General features: G+C 62.4%; 18 protein-coding genes. 6 read left to right on the top strand and 12 right to left on the bottom strand.

The window, feature by feature from the left end; translation table 11 throughout:
* The first annotated feature begins 16 nt into the window (after positions 1 to 16).
* From lpdA to HOC_RS21210, 3 genes are all read left to right on the top strand, one after another.
* Complete coding sequence (gene lpdA, locus HOC_RS10420) at positions 17 to 1423, top strand: dihydrolipoyl dehydrogenase (protein ID WP_035538267.1); 1407 nt, start codon at positions 17 to 19, stop codon at positions 1421 to 1423.
* Between the two features lie 96 nt (positions 1424 to 1519).
* On the top strand, positions 1520 to 2725 hold the full coding sequence (locus HOC_RS10415) for a hypothetical protein (protein ID WP_156950456.1): 1206 nt from the start codon (positions 1520 to 1522) through the stop codon (positions 2723 to 2725).
* A 56-nt stretch (positions 2726 to 2781) separates the two neighbouring features.
* On the top strand, positions 2782 to 3228 hold the full coding sequence (locus HOC_RS21210; RefSeq protein ID WP_051624744.1) for a GNAT family N-acetyltransferase: 447 nt from the start codon (positions 2782 to 2784) through the stop codon (positions 3226 to 3228).
* A gap of 3 nt (positions 3229 to 3231) precedes the next feature.
* Here the strand turns inward: HOC_RS21210 and HOC_RS10405 are convergent, their stop codons facing one another.
* Together HOC_RS10405 and HOC_RS10400 are read right to left on the bottom strand one after the other, a co-directional pair.
* Positions 3232 to 3543 (bottom strand): winged helix-turn-helix domain-containing protein, encoded by a 312-nt coding sequence (locus HOC_RS10405; RefSeq protein WP_035538263.1) that lies wholly within the window; start codon positions 3541 to 3543, stop codon positions 3232 to 3234.
* A 6-nt stretch (positions 3544 to 3549) separates the two neighbouring features.
* Positions 3550 to 4173 (bottom strand): hypothetical protein, encoded by a 624-nt coding sequence (locus tag HOC_RS10400; RefSeq protein WP_156950455.1) that lies wholly within the window; start codon positions 4171 to 4173, stop codon positions 3550 to 3552.
* A 125-nt stretch (positions 4174 to 4298) separates the two neighbouring features.
* Between HOC_RS10400 and HOC_RS10395 the strand changes: the two genes are divergently transcribed.
* Positions 4299 to 5645 carry an ATP-dependent DNA helicase gene (locus HOC_RS10395; RefSeq protein ID WP_035538260.1) on the top strand — a complete coding sequence of 449 codons (1347 nt, stop codon included), beginning with the start codon at positions 4299 to 4301 and terminating at the stop codon, positions 5643 to 5645.
* Positions 5646 to 5657: 12 nt separating this feature from the next.
* Here the strand turns inward: HOC_RS10395 and HOC_RS10390 are convergent, their stop codons facing one another.
* The 7 genes from HOC_RS10390 to HOC_RS10360 form a co-directional block, all read right to left on the bottom strand.
* Positions 5658 to 6194 carry an RDD family protein gene (locus HOC_RS10390; RefSeq protein ID WP_162174826.1) on the bottom strand — a complete coding sequence of 179 codons (537 nt, stop codon included), beginning with the start codon at positions 6192 to 6194 and terminating at the stop codon, positions 5658 to 5660.
* Between the two features lie 295 nt (positions 6195 to 6489).
* Positions 6490 to 6720 (bottom strand): hypothetical protein, encoded by a 231-nt coding sequence (locus tag HOC_RS10385; protein ID WP_035538257.1) that lies wholly within the window; start codon positions 6718 to 6720, stop codon positions 6490 to 6492.
* A gap of 66 nt (positions 6721 to 6786) precedes the next feature.
* Positions 6787 to 7242, bottom strand: coding sequence for a dUTP diphosphatase (gene dut, locus HOC_RS10380; RefSeq protein ID WP_035538255.1), 456 nt, complete (start codon positions 7240 to 7242; stop codon positions 6787 to 6789).
* Between the two features lie 33 nt (positions 7243 to 7275).
* Complete coding sequence (locus HOC_RS10375) at positions 7276 to 7782, bottom strand: GNAT family N-acetyltransferase (protein WP_035538253.1); 507 nt, start codon at positions 7780 to 7782, stop codon at positions 7276 to 7278.
* A 24-nt stretch (positions 7783 to 7806) separates the two neighbouring features.
* On the bottom strand, positions 7807 to 9036 hold the full coding sequence (coaBC, locus tag HOC_RS10370) for a bifunctional phosphopantothenoylcysteine decarboxylase/phosphopantothenate--cysteine ligase CoaBC (RefSeq protein WP_035538250.1): 1230 nt from the start codon (positions 9034 to 9036) through the stop codon (positions 7807 to 7809).
* 102 nt (positions 9037 to 9138) lie between these two features.
* Complete coding sequence (locus tag HOC_RS10365; protein WP_035538248.1) at positions 9139 to 9549, bottom strand: hypothetical protein; 411 nt, start codon at positions 9547 to 9549, stop codon at positions 9139 to 9141.
* A gap of 102 nt (positions 9550 to 9651) precedes the next feature.
* Positions 9652 to 11181, bottom strand: coding sequence for an AarF/UbiB family protein (locus HOC_RS10360; RefSeq protein ID WP_035538245.1), 1530 nt, complete (start codon positions 11179 to 11181; stop codon positions 9652 to 9654).
* An 80-nt stretch (positions 11182 to 11261) separates the two neighbouring features.
* Here HOC_RS10360 and HOC_RS22535 point away from each other — a divergent pair, with 80 nt between their 5' ends.
* Positions 11262 to 11429 (top strand): hypothetical protein, encoded by a 168-nt coding sequence (locus HOC_RS22535; RefSeq protein WP_199285883.1) that lies wholly within the window; start codon positions 11262 to 11264, stop codon positions 11427 to 11429.
* A gap of 11 nt (positions 11430 to 11440) precedes the next feature.
* On the opposite strand, the gene ubiE is transcribed toward HOC_RS22535, so the two are convergent.
* Positions 11441 to 12226 carry a bifunctional demethylmenaquinone methyltransferase/2-methoxy-6-polyprenyl-1,4-benzoquinol methylase UbiE gene (gene ubiE, locus HOC_RS10355; protein ID WP_035538366.1) on the bottom strand — a complete coding sequence of 262 codons (786 nt, stop codon included), beginning with the start codon at positions 12224 to 12226 and terminating at the stop codon, positions 11441 to 11443.
* A gap of 48 nt (positions 12227 to 12274) precedes the next feature.
* Between ubiE and mutM the strand changes: the two genes are divergently transcribed.
* Positions 12275 to 13120, top strand: a complete 846-nt coding sequence (mutM, locus tag HOC_RS10350) for a bifunctional DNA-formamidopyrimidine glycosylase/DNA-(apurinic or apyrimidinic site) lyase (protein ID WP_035538243.1) — start codon at positions 12275 to 12277, stop codon at positions 13118 to 13120.
* On the opposite strand, the gene HOC_RS10345 is transcribed toward mutM, so the two are convergent.
* Together HOC_RS10345 and HOC_RS10340 are read right to left on the bottom strand one after the other, a co-directional pair.
* On the bottom strand, positions 13117 to 14316 hold the full coding sequence (locus HOC_RS10345; protein WP_035538240.1) for an FAD-dependent oxidoreductase: 1200 nt from the start codon (positions 14314 to 14316) through the stop codon (positions 13117 to 13119). The genes mutM and HOC_RS10345 overlap by 4 nt on opposite strands.
* 73 nt (positions 14317 to 14389) lie before the next feature.
* Positions 14390 to 16132, bottom strand: coding sequence for a DUF885 domain-containing protein (locus tag HOC_RS10340; protein ID WP_084146261.1), 1743 nt, complete (start codon positions 16130 to 16132; stop codon positions 14390 to 14392).
* Positions 16133 to 16222: the final 90 nt, after the last annotated feature.

Raw genomic sequence — 16222 nt, 5'->3', positions numbered from 1 at the left:
GCAAGGCAGAATTCCCATGTCAGAGACCTATGATGTCGTCATTATCGGCGGCGGACCCGGCGGCTACAATTGCGCCATCCGTGCCGGACAGCTTGGTCTGAAGACCGCTTGTATCGAATCGCGCGGCAAACTTGGCGGCACATGCCTCAATGTCGGCTGCATTCCGTCCAAGGCGCTGCTCCATGCGTCGCAGATGTATGCGTCGGCCCAGAACGACTTTGCCGGCATGGGCATCAAGGTCGGCAAGCTTGAACTCGATCTGGCCCAGATGATGAGCCAGAAGGAAGAGGCCGTTGACGGCCTGACCAAGGGTGTCGAGTTCCTGCTGAAGAAAAACAAGGTCGACTATATCAAGGGCTTCGGAAAGATCACCGGCAAGGGCAAGGTCGAAGTCACCGGCCTCGACGGCAAGACCCAGACGCTGGACGCGAAGAATATCGTGATCGCGACGGGATCCGAGCCAACCGGCCTGCCGGGCATCGAAGTCGACGAAGAGCGCGTTGTGACGAATACGGGCGCCCTGTCGCTGACCTCCGTGCCGAAACGCCTGATCCTGATCGGCGCTGGCGTGATCGGCCTTGAGATGGGCTCTGTCTGGGCCCGCCTTGGCTCGGAAGTGACAGTTGTGGAATATCTCGACCGTATCCTGCCGCCAGCTGACGCTGAAGTAGCCAAGGAAGCGCAGAAAGTCTTCAAGAAACAGGGCCTCGATTTCCGCCTCGGCATGAAAGTGACGGGCGTTGAAAAGCTGAAGAGCAAACTGAAACTCACAATGGAACCCGCCAAGGGCGGCGATTCGGAAACGCTGGACGCCGATGTGGTGATCCTCGCGGTCGGCCGCAAAGCCTATACCGAGGGCCTCGGCCTCGAAAACATTGGCGTGACACCGGACAAGCGCGGCGTGATCCAGCCCGTCGACGGCCATTTCAAGGTGGCAGACGGCGTCTGGGCTGTCGGTGACTGCATCCCGGGACCCATGCTGGCGCACAAGGCAGAGGATGACGGCGCGGCTGTCGCCGAGCTGATCGCCGGCAAGGCGGGCCATGTCGACTATAATCTCGTGCCGAGCGTCGTTTACACGAACCCGGAAATCGCCTGGGTCGGCAAGAACGAGGAAGAGCTGAAGGCCGCTGGCGTCGAGTATGTGAAGGGCAAGTTCCCCTTCATGGCCAACTCCCGCGCACGCACGAACCACGAGACCGTCGGCTTCGTGAAAATCCTCGCGGAAAAAGGCACGGACAAGATTCTCGGCGCCCACATGATCGGCGTCGGTGTTGGCGAGATGATTGCGGAAATCTGCGTCGCCATGGAATTCGGTGCGGCTTCGGAAGACGTCGCCCGCACCTCTCACGCCCACCCGACCCTGTCGGAAGCTGTTCGTCAGGCAGCCATGGGCGTCGAAGGCTGGACGATGCAAATGTAGGCAGGCATCCCCCCTGGGGGTGTTTGCGCGCAGGCCAAAAGCAGGAATAGACTAAACCCTGAGTGAGTTCAGGGGGACGTCTCAATGATCCGGTGCATGAAATTGACGGGGGCGGCCCTGTGCCTTGCCCTGCTGGGAATGCCTGCCTTGGCGCAGGGGGCGGACCCGCGCGCGCCCGCACCTGCGGCGCCCAATCCCAATGCGATCCTCGCAGAACTGTCGAACGTGGCGCAGATCACGGCCGCGGCGAAGAAGTGCAACTGGACATATCCGATCAATGTTTTGGCATCGGAATCCATGCTGGCCATGAAGGCAGCAGACCTGAAGGCCATGGTGCCACCGGACGTTCGCGGACAGGTAGACACCGCAGTGGCGCAAGCGACGGCCAGTGTCACCGAGATGGCCTGCAAGCAGGCTGACGGATCGGATCTGCCGCAACAGCACCAGATCACCATGTTTGTGATGGACCAGTACTGGCGCATGATTGCGCATGTCGATGTGCTGGGAAGCCTGCGCTGGGGCGAGGTGTTTCACTATACGCCCGAGGAACGCGCGGCGCTCGACAAGGAGATCGCGCATATCAAGGAATTCAAGGGCTACGGCTATTACGAAGCCGCAAACCCGCTTGAGACACTGGCCGACAAGACCCAGGGGCTGGCCTGCCGGGAGCGGGCGTCAAATGTCGACCGCTGCCGGCCCGTGCCTGCCGAACTGGAAGGTAGTGCGCCAACCGTGAAGGTCATGATCGAAGTGACCGAAGCCTTCGGCAAGGCGGTGGCCGCCGAGAAGATCAAGGAAAAGCAGGCAGCGGCGGCGGCCATCGGCGACGTCACGCAGTTCCGGGTGATCGGTGACGAGACCTGCACACTCGACACGCTGGCCCTGAAATATGGCGACGCGAAAATTCACTCCGTCACGCGGGAAGATACTTTCGGCAGTTCGACGGATACAGTCGCTTTCGTCGAGAAATTCAGGCTCGGAAAACCTGAGCGGGTCGGCTGGATCCTCCTGTACCTCAACACGATGGATTTGACAGGCGATGAGCGCTACTTTGTCCTGGCTCAGGATGGTGGAGAGTGGAGCGAAGAAGATGCGCGGATCGGCGCCGGGGACGTGACCGACCTCTATGCGGCGCAGGTTGCCCTGATTGACAGTCTGCCTGCATCCGAAAAAGCGGCAGCGACAGAAGAAGCCAAGGCGGCGATCACTGAAACCTATTTCACGAATTTCGTGTCGATGGGTCTGATGCAAGCCATAAACGGCAGCGGCGGCCTGCAGCTTACCCCGTGCACCGCTGACTGATTAAAGCAGGCGCTTGCGGCTGGACGATCTATCGACGCCCGCTTACCCTGCCCCGCATGTACATACATGCCGGAGCCGGATGGAGCATCAGGCCGTTCACACGGAACGACCGGATCGCGTGCCTGCGTATCTTTCGTGATTGCCTGCGCGCGTTTCCATGGCGGGGCGAATGGCAGGCCTACCTGCCGGTCCTGCAGAACGCCTTTGCGAATGCCCGCGTGCTGGTGGCGGAAGAGCGCTCGGCAGGTATTATCGGATTCCTGACACTCAATGTCTCGACCGGGTATGTGGACCACCTCTTCGTGCATGACGACTGGCGGCTTTGCGGTGTGGGACGCGGCCTTCTGGATGTGGCGCAGAGCGAGGCGGGAAAACCGCTGACGCTGGACGTGGATGCGCAGAATACAGGTGCGCGCAAAGCCTATGAGCATATGGGCTGGCAGGTCGTCGCCGATGCGCGGCCCTTGCGGCCCGGCCAGCAAGTGAGGCTGATCAGCCCCTGAAACCTATTCGGCGGCTCGCATGAGGGCCTGCATTCGGTCCAGCCAGGCCACCCAGCCTGCACGGCCTTCTTCAGTGAGGAACACGCGCGTCTGGGGCCGCTTGCCGACGAAGCGCTTCTCTATGCGGACATAGCCCGCCTCTTCCAGCTTGCGCAGATGGGTGGAGAGATTGCCGTCGGTGGCGCCGACCTTGTCCTTCAGCTCACCGAAGATGGCAGGACTGACGGAGGTGAGATAGGCCATGATGCCAAGCCTGAGGCGGCCATGGATGACATCGTCGATATCATTGTGGTCGAAGGGGTTTTCGCTGGCCATGGCGGCTTACACAGTCTCCGACGGTTCACCGCGAAGCAGGAGTATGCCGGGCAGGAAAACCGTCAGTCCGGCGACCAGCGCCCCAAGCAGCCAGACCATGTTCGTACCCGTGAGGAAGACGGCGGCGGCAACACTGGCAATGGCGCCCCACCCTGCCAGCGTCAGGACACGGCTGCCGGATATGAGCCCCGAGGTGAGCTGTGACAGGCCATAGGCGCCCAGCACGACCGGAACGGACCAGACGAAGGCATCACTGGCGCCGCCATCAGCAATTGAGCGCAAGATGGCACCGGAGAAAAAGGCAAAAAGCATCATGCCTGCACCCATCCAGACAAGCGACGACACGCGGTTTCCGGTAGAGGCTGCGCCCGGCTTGCTGAGCGGGAAGGTCAGCTGGAGCAGCTTGAAGCCGCCGAAGCCCAGCACGCCATAAGCTGCCCACATCCACGCGAAGGCGATCGGCTGCAGGCCGAACATGCCTTCGGCAATGGCATAATGGCCGAGATAGGCGAGCGTGGTCAGGCCTCCCCACCAGCTGAGGAAACGTCCGCCGAGCAGCGGCGCGTTCTGGCCCGCTTCGGCCATGTCTCGCAGATAGGATAGGTCGTCGGTGAGGGATGAATGGCTCATGAGGAAGGCTCCGATATCAACTTTGAAATACAAAGTAGTTTGCAAATTTTCCAGAGTCAAGCCGGTGTCAGGCTTTACGCGGCCGCGACACTCGCCATGGCGGAAAAAGCCCGTTAAGCGGGGGGATGACCGAGACGCGTTCCGACGATCCTGAAACCCTCTATGCCGCGCCCGCCAAATGGGTGGCCAGCGGCGCCGGGGCCCAAGGCAACCTGTTCCTCACCGGACGCGCAGGAACCGGCAAGACGACGATGCTGCGCAAGTTCCTGGCTGGCGCGGGCGACAAGGCCGTCGTGCTGGCACCAACCGGGGTGGCGGCGATGAATGCCGGCGGGCAGACAATCCATTCCTTCTTCAAGCTGCCACCGCGCCTTGTGGAGCCGGGCGACATCAAGCGCCTGCGCTCGACACGGCTGATCAAGGCGGTGGAAACCGTGATCATTGACGAGATTTCGATGGTGCGGGCGGACATGCTGGACGCCATCGACCGCAGCCTCAAGCTGAACCGGATGTCGAAGCGCCCGTTCGGCGGTGTTCGGATGATCCTGTCGGGCGATCTGCACCAGCTGCCGCCCGTCGTCTCGAACAGCGAAGCACCGATCCTGCAGGACCGTTATGGCGGCAGCTATTTCTTCAATGCGCCGGCGTTCAAGGATGCCGAGTTTGCCCTGCTGGCGCTGAAACATGTGTTCCGGCAGGAAGACCCGCGCTTTCTGGCGCTGCTGGGCGCGCTGCGCACAGGCAAGGTGACGCCGATGGACGAGGCCGTGCTGCGCAGTGTCGTGTCGTCGCGCAGCGCCGTGGATGCGTCCGAAACGCATGTCGTGCTGACACCCAATAATGCCAATGCCAACCGCATCAACCAGGCTCGGCTTGACGGCCTGAAGACCCGCTCGAAAACCTTCTCGGCTGAAGTGCAGGGACAGTTCGAGGAGAAGGCCTTTCCGACCGAAGCCGATCTCGTGCTGAAGGAAGGCGCCCGCGTCATGCTGATCCGCAACGATCCGGAAGGGCGCTGGGTCAACGGCTCGCTGGCGATCGTGGAAGGCTTTTCCGGCAAGGGCGTCATCGTCTCGATTGACGGAAAAGCCTATGAGATCGAGCCGTCAGCCTGGGAAAAATACCGCTACGATCTGGAGCCCGAGACCAAGAAGGTGAAGCGCGAAGTCGTCGGCACGTTCAAGCAGATGCCGCTACGCCTTGCCTATGCCGTGACGATCCACAAGGCGCAGGGCCTGACGCTGGACAAGGTGTTTATCGACTTTGACAGCGGCATGTTTGCCCATGGGCAAGCCTATGTCGCCTTCTCACGCGCGCGGACGCTGGAAGGGCTGGAGATCAGCCGCGAACTGCGCCCGCGTGACCTTGTGCTCGACCGTGACGCGTTCGCCTTCGGAAAGCTCGAGACGATTGAAGATACAGATGCCTATCTGCTGGCGAAGTTTGCCCGCGACGACAGCGCCCTGATCTGAAACGCGCTGCGCCTAGGCGAAGACCTGCGAATAGGACGGCGCGGCATAAGACGCCCGAGCCCGCACCATCGTGTTGCCGATGAGGTCATGCACGCAACGCCGGTCTGCCCGGAACAGGCCGACAGCATAACCGCCACAGAGCGGGATCAGGTTCACGATCAATCGGCCAAGTGTGTTGCGCATGATGACCGCGCCAAGGGCTGGTTTCTGCCCGTTTGGGTCCGTTACGACGGCGCCGAACATGAGCTTGCCAATCGTCGCCTGCATGCCTGAGCTTTCCAGCAGGGTGCCGTAGAGCGCCTGCGCCAGGAAGCAGACGGCGCCAAACTTCAGTATTTCAATATTGGCGCGGGCCTCTTCGGGCGAGCCGACGTCTGCGCTGGCCAGTGCGCTGATGGCGCTGGTGAGAGACGGCATGAACATGATGCCGACCGGAATCAGGATGAGCAACTCGTCGATGATGCGCGCAGCGATGCGGCGGCCGAAAACGGGCTTTCCGGCTGGCTTGCCTTGCGGCTGGCCGGATTGAGGCTCCGCGTAGGATGGCATGGGAATGGAGGCTGAGGCGGCAGGCGCCGCTTGGCCCCGCATGCTCGCTCGGCTTCGAGAAAGGCCCGCGCCTCAGGGCTGAGATCACCTGCGGGATGTGCGGGCGCGCCGAAGACGCCAGCCGACGATGTCACCGCAGGGCGCTTGCCGAAGCTTGGCGCACCTGTTGTGCCTGCTCTCTTTTTACCAAAAGTCGCCATACGGCTGTCCTCCGTTTGCCATCTCCATACACGCAGGAGTTTAGGTTCCGGTGGACTCTAAGGGGGCAATTTTCCGCCCCGTGTTAAGGAAATGACTAGGCGAGTTTGCGGATTTCCTCAGCCAGCTGGCGGTCATTGTCGGTGACGATCTTCTCAAGCACGTGGACGCGCTCTTTCAGCCGGTCGATCTCGGACTGCATGCGCGCCACATCCTTTTCGGACGCCGCATCGGCCTGCTGGTTATGTTTCATCTTGAAATAGTTCTTGAGCACGCCCGCACCGACACAAATCAGTACGATGATGACGACCATCTGAAATGGATCCATTTTAAGCGCCTCCAAGCATTATCGATAGTCGATATATGGGCAAGTCTCGGCCCGATGCAAGGCCTATTATTGCCCGGTCGAACCGAAACCGCCAGTGCCACGACTGGTCTCGTCCAGCGTATCGACCTTGGCCCAGCCCAGTTGGGTGACCGGGGCTAACACCAGTTGGGCGATGCGTTCGCCGCGCGCGATGGTGAACGGCTCGGCGCCGAGATTGATCAGGATGACCTTGATTTCGCCGCGATAATCACTGTCGATCGTGCCGGGTGTGTTGAGGCATGTAAGGCCATGCTTGGCCGCAAGGCCTGACCGCGGACGGACCTGGATCTCGTAGCCTTCGGGAATGGCGACGCTGAGGCCGGTCGGCACCATGGCGCGGGCGCCGGGGGCCAGAACCATCGGCTCAGCCTCTGGCAATGCGGCGCGCACATCCATACCGGCCGAGCCGGCGGTTTCATAGGCGGGCAGGTTCAGCCCCTCGAAATGCGGGAGCGGACAGACGCTGACAGTGACGTTTTTCATGGGGCGCAGCCGTGTTCGAGTCGCGGCGCGGAGTCAAGTAAGGGCGCGCGCGAGATAGACGACTTCCTTCGTGTCATCGGCATAGGAACGCCGTCCGATCTCCTCAAAGCCAAGCCGTGTGTGGAAGCGGAGGGAGCCGGAATTGGGCGGACGCAGGTTCACTTCGCAGGTGATCCATGGCGTTTTTCCAGCATAGGCGCGGAAGGCGTCTTCATAGAGCGCTGCGCCGACGCCCTGCCCCCGGCCTGTTTCAGCAATGGCGATGCGGTCGACATAGATGAAATCGGCGCCCCATTTTTCGAGCCAGCGCAGATTGGCGCTTTCGTATCCCATTTCGCCGGGGGGGATGAGGTTGATGAAGCCGAGCAGTGTGCCGTCTTCACGCGTGGCGACGCGGGCATCATGGAGGCTGAGCCACCTGCCGAGCGTTGCCTCGGTCTCGTCTCCCACACCGGGAACACCGGCCTGATTGATGACGTGGAGGGCTGGCAGGTCGGATGTTTCATAAGGGCGGATAATCATGCCCGGCGGGTGCGCCATGGCGACCGACCTGTCAAGACGGCCCTATTCCGCCGCGAGCTTCAGACCACCATCCCCGCCAAGTTCAGCCGCAATCTTGCGGGAGAGACGGGTGGCAACCTCTTCCTTGCCCATCCGGGGCCAGCGTTCGGACTGGTCATGCGTGATCAGCACGACTTCATTCTCGGCGCCGCCCATGACATCGCCGGACACGTCATTGGCGACGATCCAGTCACAGCCCTTCCGGTCGAGCTTGGCGCGGGCATAGTCTTCCACATCATGCGTCTCGGCGGCAAAGCCGATGACGAGGCGCGGGCGGTTCTTGCGCTTGTTGGACAGCGTCTTGAGGATGTCCGGGTTCTCGGCCAGTTCCATGGCCGGGGCTTCGGCATCGGTCGCCTTGATCTTGAGCTTCTTGGTGGCCGCGCGGGCCGGGCGCCAGTCAGCAACGGCGGCGACGGAGACGAAGACGTCGGCAGGCAGCGCGTCCTCGCAGGCTTTGAGCATCTGGCGGGCCGTTTCGATCTTCACCAGCGTAACGCCGCGTGGCGGCGCGATAGCGACAGGACCGGACACGAGTGTCACATCGGCGCCCTGCGCAGCGAGTGCCGCAGCAATGGCATAGCCCTGACGGCCCGAGGAATGATTGGAGAGATAGCGGACCGGATCAAGCGGCTCGCGTGTCGGACCTGCCGTAACGAGCGCGTGGACACCAGACAACGCCCCCTGCCCCGGACCTTCGAGCTGTGCTTCGATGGCGGCGACAATCGCGCGGACTTCCGGCAGGCGACCGGGACCGAACTCGCCGCAGGCCATGGCACCTTCATCGGGCTCCATGACTGTGACGCCGTCAGCGCGCAGCTGGGCAACGTTCCGAATGGTCGCAGCGTGCTGCCACATGCGCACGTTCATGGCGGGCACCATCAGGACAGGCGTGTCCGTGGCGAGCAGCATGGTGGAGGCGAGGTCATTGGCGAGGCCGGCATTGGCCTTGGCCATCAGGTCTGCCGTAGCGGGGCAGACGACAACGAGATCCGCCGAGCGCGAGAGCTGGATATGGCCCATCTCGGCTTCTTCATCGAGGTCGAACAGTTCGGTATAGGCCTTGTCGCCGGAGAGCGCTGACACGGAAAGCGGCGTGACAAATTCCTGTCCGGCCTTGGTCACGATGCAGCGGCTCGCAATGCCGCGACGGCCAAGTTCGCGGATCAGCTCGAGGCTCTTGTAGGCGGCGATACCACCGCCGATGACGAGGAGAATGCGTTTCTGTTCCATGGCCTTCAGATAGGTTGCTGGCGCTGTCTTACCGCAAAATCCTTGCACAAGCCTCACAAAACCCCGTGAAACCGCAGTGACTGGTAAAGATTCAGCAGGGTTTCAGTCAGGAAACCGGTCCGGGCGAATGCGTGTGACGGAGCCAGGCCGGTAGACAATGACCGTCTTGTAGGGATTCCGAGGGGGTTTCTTGACCCTTATCACGGTCTTCCCGGAGAATTCTGTGTCCATTCTGCGGGTCGGTGACAGGCCGTGTTCGGTGACGGTGCTGCCGCGGAAGATGCGGATGCCGGCTTTTTGCTCGCGCGGTGTAACCCGGATAATCCGGGTCTGGCTCGACACATGCGCGCTAGCCCCGCGTGGCCCGCCTTGCAGTTCACCCAGTGGGGCGGCGCCTGATTGGGGGAAGAACCCCCTCTGATCGAACGGCGCCGACAGGATGAGGCTATCGCGGGCGGCCGCAGTTGGCGCGAGCAGTGCGATGCCTGCAACAGCAAACAGGATGGCCTTCATGACGCGCCCCTTCCGACTCGGACAGGGCAAGCGTAGGCCAATCGTTAATACAGATTAAGGGCTTACACCCGGCACGGGAGTGCCAGGCCGAAAGCAGGCGCCTCAGGCGAGAGCGAGAATGCTGCCATAGGCAATCAGCGCCAGAATGATGACCAGCCCGAACCAGCCCCACCAGGGCGCGAAGGGGGCACGCCGGACCGTTGGCGGACCGTTCGCGGGTTCATCAAGGGACGCTTCGAACCTATCCATGACCTCTGGCAGGCGTTTCAGGCGGTTGGTGATTTCCTTCAAATTGCCGCTGATGAGGCGCGCGGCACCTTCCGGCCCGAAACTGCGCCGCACCCAGCCGCCAACGACAGGCTCGGACGCCGTCCAGATATTGTGGCCGGGATCGATGGCGCGGGCGACGCCCTCGACCTGCACCATGGTTTTCTGGAGCAGGACAAGTTCGGGGCGCATCTCCATGCCGAAGGTCTGGGTGTAATCGAAGAGCTGGAGGATCACGCGGCCCATAGAGACCTCTTCGGCGGGCTTTCCGTGGACCGGCTCGCCGATGGACCGCAGGGCCTGCGCAAAGTCCCCGACCGACTGGGTGGAAGGGACATAGCCTGCCTCAAAGTGGACTTCGGCGATGCGCATGTAATCGCGCTTCAGGAAGCCCCAGAGGATTTCAGCGAGGAAACGGCGTTCGGTCATCCCGATGCGGCCGATGATGCCGAAATCGACCAGAGCCACCTTGCCTTCCGGCGTGATGATGATGTTGCCTTCGTGCATGTCTGCATGGAAGACGCCATGCTCGATCGCATGGGTGAGGAAGCCGCGTGTAATGTCATTGGCAAGCGCGACGCGGTCGATGGCCGGATTGGCCAGCGCGTCCGGGTGGGTGAGCGGAATGCCCTCGACCCAGCCGGTGGTGAGGACGCGGCGGCCTGTCCTGTCCCAGTCGACGGGCGGGACCTGGAAATAGCCGCTCTTCTCACTGAGCGCGCGCATCTCGTCGGCACCGCCAGCCTCAAGGCGAAGATCTGTCTCGCGCATCATGGCGGCGGAAATGGTTTCGGTGAAGGCGACAGGCTTCAGGCGACGGCTTTCAACGGAGACGCCTTCGACCATGCGGGCGGCGCGCTTCATGGCGGAGAGTTCGCGCAGGAGTTGGCCTTCAATGCCGGGGCGCAGGATCTTGACCGCAAGCGGACCGCTCGCCGTTTCCATGCGGTGAACCTGCGCGAGGGACGCCGCTGCGATGGGCTTGCCAAGGTCCGGGAAGAGTCGATTGGCTTCTTCTGCGCCGAACTCCTCAACCAGTGCTGCGCGGGCAAGTTTCACATCAAACGGCGGCAGCTTGTCCTTCAGGCGGCTGAGATCCATCGTTACTTCGGCGCCAAACACATCCGGACGCGTCGCAAGGAACTGGCCGAGCTTGATATAGGCGGGCCCCAGCTTTTCGAGGGCCCGGGCGAGGCGCTCGCCGGGGCGTCCTCGGGCGCCGCCACTGAACACACGCAAGATGCCGCCGGCCATACGCGCAGGCAGCGGCAGGCGCGACTGGTAAGCCCCCGGCAGGATCACGTCATGACGGGCGAGCGCGGTGCCCGCGCGCATCAGGCGCAGATAATCTGACGCTGCGCCCATCAGGCCACTCCATCCGGGCGGGAACCATCCCGCAGACCGGGGCGTTGTGAGAGCAATATTAACAAAACAAGGGGCCTGACATGTCTGGTTCAAATGCGAACAATAACGGTTTTCTGTACTTCCTCGTGGGCGCACTGCTGGTCGGCGTGATCGGCTTCGGCGTCTACTATTTCACGCAGGACCATAGCGCCAAGGCCGACCTCGAAATCTCGGTTGGCGAAGACGGCATCAAGGTCGACGGCAACTAGCCGGCCCCGCATCAGACCGCCCAGCCAAAGTGCAGGGCGGCGATGCCACCGGAAAAGTTAGTCACGGAAACGCGGGAGAATCCCGCGTTTTCCATTTCTGCGCGGAAGGTTTCCTGGTCCGGGAACTGACGGATGGATTCCACAAGGTATTGGTAGCTCTCCCGGTCACCGGCAACGAGGCTGCCGAGGCGCGGGATGACATTATAGCTGTACGTGTCATAGGCCGCCTGCAGGGCAGGCGCTGTCATGTGGCTGAATTCCAGCACGCCGAGACGGCCACCCGGTTTCAGCACGCGGCGAAACTCCTTGAGCCCCTCAACGCGGTCAGCAAAATTGCGAATGCCGAATGACACGGTCACAGCATCGAAGCTGCGATCAGGATAGGGCAGGTTCTGCCCATCGGCGCAGACCCAATCAAGCCGGCCATTCCATTTTGCATTGTCGGCCCGCGCCTTGCCGGCTTCCAGCATGGCATCATTGATATCACAGACGATGGCGGTTGCTTTCGCATCAATACCGCGCCGCTTGCCGGCCTTGTCGGCCAGATCAAGGAAGGCCCGCGCCAGTTCGCCTGTGCCGCCAGCGACATCGAGATGGCGTTCGCCCGGCTGCGGGTTCAGCTTGTTCATGGCGTCATGCTTCCACAGGCGGTGCACGCCTGCGGACATGAGATCGTTCATCAGGTCATACCGTGAGGCGACCGAGCGGAATACGCCCTTCACCCGGGCGACCTTCTCGGACTCCGTCACCTCCTCAAAACCGAAGGAGACCTTGCGCTCTGTTTCTGCGTCTGACATGCGCGCCACCATAGTTACCTGAACCGCCATAAGCTATATGCGATAAGAATGCCTGAATTACCCGAAGTCGAGACAGTTCGCCGCGGACTCGCCCCTGTCATGGAGGGCGCAATCATCCAGTCATTGCTGCAGAACCGGGCCGATCTGCGTTTCCCCTTCCCCGAGCGGTTTGCCGAACGTGTGAGCGGCGCGCGGATTGAGCGCATGGGGCGGCGGGCAAAGTTCCTGACGCTGGACCTGTCGACGGGCGAAGTTCTGGTTATGCATCTCGGCATGACGGGGCGGTTCACGGTTGGCGGAAATGCAACGGGGGACTTCCACCACGCGACCGGCAATGACGCGCGCCACGACCATGTCGTGTTCCAGATGCAGGACGGCCAGACGGTGACCTATAACGATCCGCGCCGGTTCGGCTTCATGGAGCTGTGGCCAGCGGCGAGTTTCGACACCTATCCACGCCTGATGGCGATGGGGCCGGAGCCATTATCGAACGGCTTTTCCGCCGCCTATCTGGACACGGCCCTGAAAGGCAAGGCAACGCCGATCAAGGCAGCGCTGCTCGACCAATCAGTCATTGCCGGGCTCGGCAATATCTATGTGTGCGAAGCGCTCTACCGCGCGGGCATTTCACCCAAGCGCAAGGCCGCCAGCATTCCCGGCCAACGCGCAGCGCGGCTGGCGCCTGCGATCAATCAGGTGATTGCCGAGGCGATTGATGCGGGTGGATCTTCGATTTCCGACTTTGCCAATGCGAGCGGGGAGCTTGGCTATTTCCAGCACCGGTTCGATGTCTATGACCGCGAATACAAGCCCTGCAAGGCGTGCGGGGCGCCGATCCGGCGGATCGTCCAGTCCGGGCGGTCGACCTTCTATTGCGGCACCTGCCAGCGCTAGCGGCCGGGCTTCAGCCCAAGACGCCAGAGCGGCGCGCCAAGGCCGCCGGATACCATCGCTGCCAGAATCTGGGGGGCTGGCCAGATGCGGCTGACGGACGCGGCGAACCCGTCGCGCACCACCGGAAGGATGCGGGAGTCCGACTGGTAGACCGGTGTGAACAGGAAACTCATCAGCTGGAACAGGCGCACATGCAGGGCGCGCATCTTCGCATAGTCGGCCAGGGCATCGCGGACATCCTGCTTGCGACCAAGGGCGCGGCCGAGTGCAAAGGCATCCAGCAGGGCCATATTGGCCCCCTGCCCGAGCTGCGGGCTGGCCGCATGCCAGCTGTCGCCAACATGGACCATGCGGCCCGCGACGGCAGGCCAGTGCGTGCGGTGGCGATAGCGGGCGAAAGTCAGGTCGTCATGGGACCGAAGGGTCGCGAGGAGGGATTCCGTCTCGGGCCAGAGCGAGAGGGCCGTGTCGCGCCAATGGGTGAGCGGTGCAGCGCGCCAAGCGTCATGCTGGTCGCCGCGAATGGACCAGAAATAGGTGGCCGTATCGGGCGCACCGGGCGTGGCCCGACCGGACGGCATGACCCCGGCCATACGGCTGGCCGCTTCGTAGCGCTGTTCAAGGGCATCGGCATGGAAACCCGTCGCAGGCCAGGGCAATGTGGCCCAGAGCGCGCCATAGGGTAGTTCACCGCTCGGCGTTGTGGAGAGTACCGAGCGTACACCCAGGGCATCGACGATCAGATCGAACGGACCGTGCGTGGCGCCGCTGGCATCGACGAGTACGGCATCTTTCGGATTGGCCGCCGTAATGCGGGTGGACGTCTCGATCCGCGCGCCTGCAGTCATTGCTGCACCATGGACCAGATTGAACAGGGCCGGGCGCTGAATGGAAACGCCCATGAGGGCCTTGCGCAGAGCGCCATAGCGGACGTCCAGTACGGTCCGCCCTGAAGGCCGGGACATGCCGTAGAGCCGCCGGATGGGTGCGCCGAGTGTCTCGGCCTCTGCGCGCAGGCCCAGCTCATCCAGAATGGTGAGGCCGGTCTCCTGAAGGATCAGGCCCGAGCCAATGGGCCCCACGGTCTCGAACTGGTCGAAGACAGTGACGCGGTGGCCCTCACGGGCAAGGAATGCTGCCGCCGCGAGGCCGCCAATGCCCGCGCCCGCAATGCCGATATTGAGTGAAGCCGCCAATTCCTGTCCCCCAACCGGCCTGCGTGCACCCTAGGCGAGGCGCATGACAGGCCGCAAGAGGACCGCTCGCTGGCTAGAAGACGGCCTTCACTTCAGGCTCTTCCATCATTTCCTTGCGGACGAGTGGAATGGGCGGGCCACCATAGGACAGGAACTCGTCGTGGAAGGCCTGCCAGCCGGCACGCGGATCATCAGCGAAGTGTTTCGCCGTCCAGTCCTGGCGCAGCTTGCGGATCATGAGCTTGCCCATCGTGTAGTTGAGATAGGCCGGGTCATAGGTGCCGCGAGCAGCCTGCTGGGTGGCATTGCCCGGATCCTGGTAGCACTCGTTGCGGAAGAGATTGTAGCTCTCCTCAACGGTCATGCCTTCGGCATGGAGCCCGATGGCAGAGAGATAGCGGCAGTCGCGCAGGAGGGCATTGGACAGCTGGCCGACATGGGTTTCCGGGTCGCCGTCATGCAGGCCCGCATCATACATCATCTCTTCGGAATAGTGGGCCCAGCCCTCGGCGAAGGCATAGCCGACGAAGAGCTTGCCGAGCACGGATTCCGACCGGTTCGAATGCAGGAAGTTCAGGAAGTGGCCTGGCCAGACTTCGTGTACGCTGGTGAAGAGCAGGTCTTCCTTGCCGGGCACGTAGGCGTTGCGGGTTTCCTCGTCCCATGCCGGGTCTGGCGGGGAGATGTAATAGACCGAAGGCAGGCCGGTTTCGTAGGGTCCCGGAATGTCGATGTAGGCCGAGTTCTGCCGGTTATAGGGCGGGGATTCCTCGACAAGGGCCTGCTCGGTGCCAGGGATGGTGACGATATTGTTCGCCTCAATGAAGGCGCGCAGTTCTGGCAGCTGTTCGCGGGCTTCCTCGACCGGGCCAACCTCGGGCTTGTTCGATCCCATCTTGGCCATGCAGTCGCCAAGCGAGAGGCCGGGCGCGTAGGCCGTGCAGGCCTCTTTCAGGGCGTCCTGGTTGCGCTTCAGGTCAGCCTCGCCGATGGCTTTCAGCTCAGCCAGCGGCACGTCGACCGCTTCTGTGAGGCGAACCATGTCGGAGAATTTCTCTGCGCCGAGGGCGTAGCCGTCCTTGGTGGCGGGCACCGAACCGATATGGTCGGACAGGGCTTGCATGGCAACTGACGCGGCCGCTGTCGCCTCATCGAACTCGGCTTGCAGGGCCTCGTCCTTCACATCCGCGAAGGCGGCCTTGGCGTCGCCCGAATAGTATTCAGCGAAACCGCCAAAGCCGGCCTGACCGTATTTGAGATAGGTTTCGGGCAGTGGCAGCTTAAGGTTTGCCTCGATCTGCTTGGCGGCGGCGGGGACTGCTTTCGCGTATTTGATGAAGGCCTTCATGCGCGTTTCGGCGTCTGCGTAGGGCCGGGCGATGTAGACGTTCGGGTCCAGCGCGCCGACATAGAAGCTTGGATTTTTGTGGGGCCAGTCGGCTTCGGTCAGCCAGAACAGTTCGCCCTGCAGGACGTGGATCAGGTAGCTGCGTTCATACTTGTCATTATCCGACAGCGCCGCATCGTCGAGGGCTTCAGCCGCTTCGATCGCCTGCTTGCGCTGGTCGACGGCGAACTGCAGGCCTGAGGGCGACCAGTCAGGCAACTGGCCGTCGAATTCGTGACGGCCCTGATAGATCGCGAAACCGGGATTGACGGGAAAATAAGACTCGAGGAAATCGGAGAGGTAGGCACCCCAGGCGGTGCTGGTGTCGATGGCCATCGGATCTGCCGCAACGGGCGTCGGCGTTGGCGTTGGGACTTCAGCCGCCGGTTCGGGCGCTTCGACATAGAGGTCAGGTTCCTGGCCCGCCATCTTGTTCGTGCAGCCTGTGGCGGCAAGTGCCACCAGCGAGACAGCCATCATCAATCCGTGAATTTTCATGGGACTTCCCTCTCCTGAAGC

This window comes from Hyphomonas oceanitis SCH89 (assembly GCF_000685295.1).
In the GTDB taxonomy this organism is placed as follows: domain Bacteria; phylum Pseudomonadota; class Alphaproteobacteria; order Caulobacterales; family Hyphomonadaceae; genus Hyphomonas; species Hyphomonas oceanitis.
Note: the sequence above shows the minus strand (reverse complement) of the source record. Positions and strands in the feature narration are given on the sequence as shown.

What these genes read in the sequence shown, in the direction of transcription:
- lpdA (WP_035538267.1), top strand. Translation starts at nt 17, where the DNA reads ATGTCAGAGACCTATGATGTCGTCATTATCGGCGGCGGACCCGGCGGC.
- HOC_RS10415 (WP_156950456.1), top strand. Translation starts at nt 1,520, where the DNA reads ATGAAATTGACGGGGGCGGCCCTGTGCCTTGCCCTGCTGGGAATGCCT.
- HOC_RS21210 (WP_051624744.1), top strand. Translation starts at nt 2,782, where the DNA reads ATGTACATACATGCCGGAGCCGGATGGAGCATCAGGCCGTTCACACGG.
- HOC_RS10405 (WP_035538263.1), bottom strand. Translation starts at nt 3,543, where the DNA reads ATGGCCAGCGAAAACCCCTTCGACCACAATGATATCGACGATGTCATC.
- HOC_RS10400 (WP_156950455.1), bottom strand. Translation starts at nt 4,173, where the DNA reads ATGAGCCATTCATCCCTCACCGACGACCTATCCTATCTGCGAGACATG.
- HOC_RS10395 (WP_035538260.1), top strand. Translation starts at nt 4,299, where the DNA reads ATGACCGAGACGCGTTCCGACGATCCTGAAACCCTCTATGCCGCGCCC.
- HOC_RS10390 (WP_162174826.1), bottom strand. Translation starts at nt 6,194, where the DNA reads ATGCCATCCTACGCGGAGCCTCAATCCGGCCAGCCGCAAGGCAAGCCA.
- HOC_RS10385 (WP_035538257.1), bottom strand. Translation starts at nt 6,720, where the DNA reads ATGGATCCATTTCAGATGGTCGTCATCATCGTACTGATTTGTGTCGGT.
- dut (WP_035538255.1), bottom strand. Translation starts at nt 7,242, where the DNA reads ATGAAAAACGTCACTGTCAGCGTCTGTCCGCTCCCGCATTTCGAGGGG.
- HOC_RS10375 (WP_035538253.1), bottom strand. Translation starts at nt 7,782, where the DNA reads ATGGCGCACCCGCCGGGCATGATTATCCGCCCTTATGAAACATCCGAC.
- coaBC (WP_035538250.1), bottom strand. Translation starts at nt 9,036, where the DNA reads ATGGAACAGAAACGCATTCTCCTCGTCATCGGCGGTGGTATCGCCGCC.
- HOC_RS10365 (WP_035538248.1), bottom strand. Translation starts at nt 9,549, where the DNA reads ATGAAGGCCATCCTGTTTGCTGTTGCAGGCATCGCACTGCTCGCGCCA.
- HOC_RS10360 (WP_035538245.1), bottom strand. Translation starts at nt 11,181, where the DNA reads ATGGGCGCAGCGTCAGATTATCTGCGCCTGATGCGCGCGGGCACCGCG.
- HOC_RS22535 (WP_199285883.1), top strand. Translation starts at nt 11,262, where the DNA reads ATGTCTGGTTCAAATGCGAACAATAACGGTTTTCTGTACTTCCTCGTG.
- ubiE (WP_035538366.1), bottom strand. Translation starts at nt 12,226, where the DNA reads ATGTCAGACGCAGAAACAGAGCGCAAGGTCTCCTTCGGTTTTGAGGAG.
- mutM (WP_035538243.1), top strand. Translation starts at nt 12,275, where the DNA reads ATGCCTGAATTACCCGAAGTCGAGACAGTTCGCCGCGGACTCGCCCCT.
- HOC_RS10340 (WP_084146261.1), bottom strand. Translation starts at nt 16,132, where the DNA reads ATGGCGGGCCAGGAACCTGACCTCTATGTCGAAGCGCCCGAACCGGCG.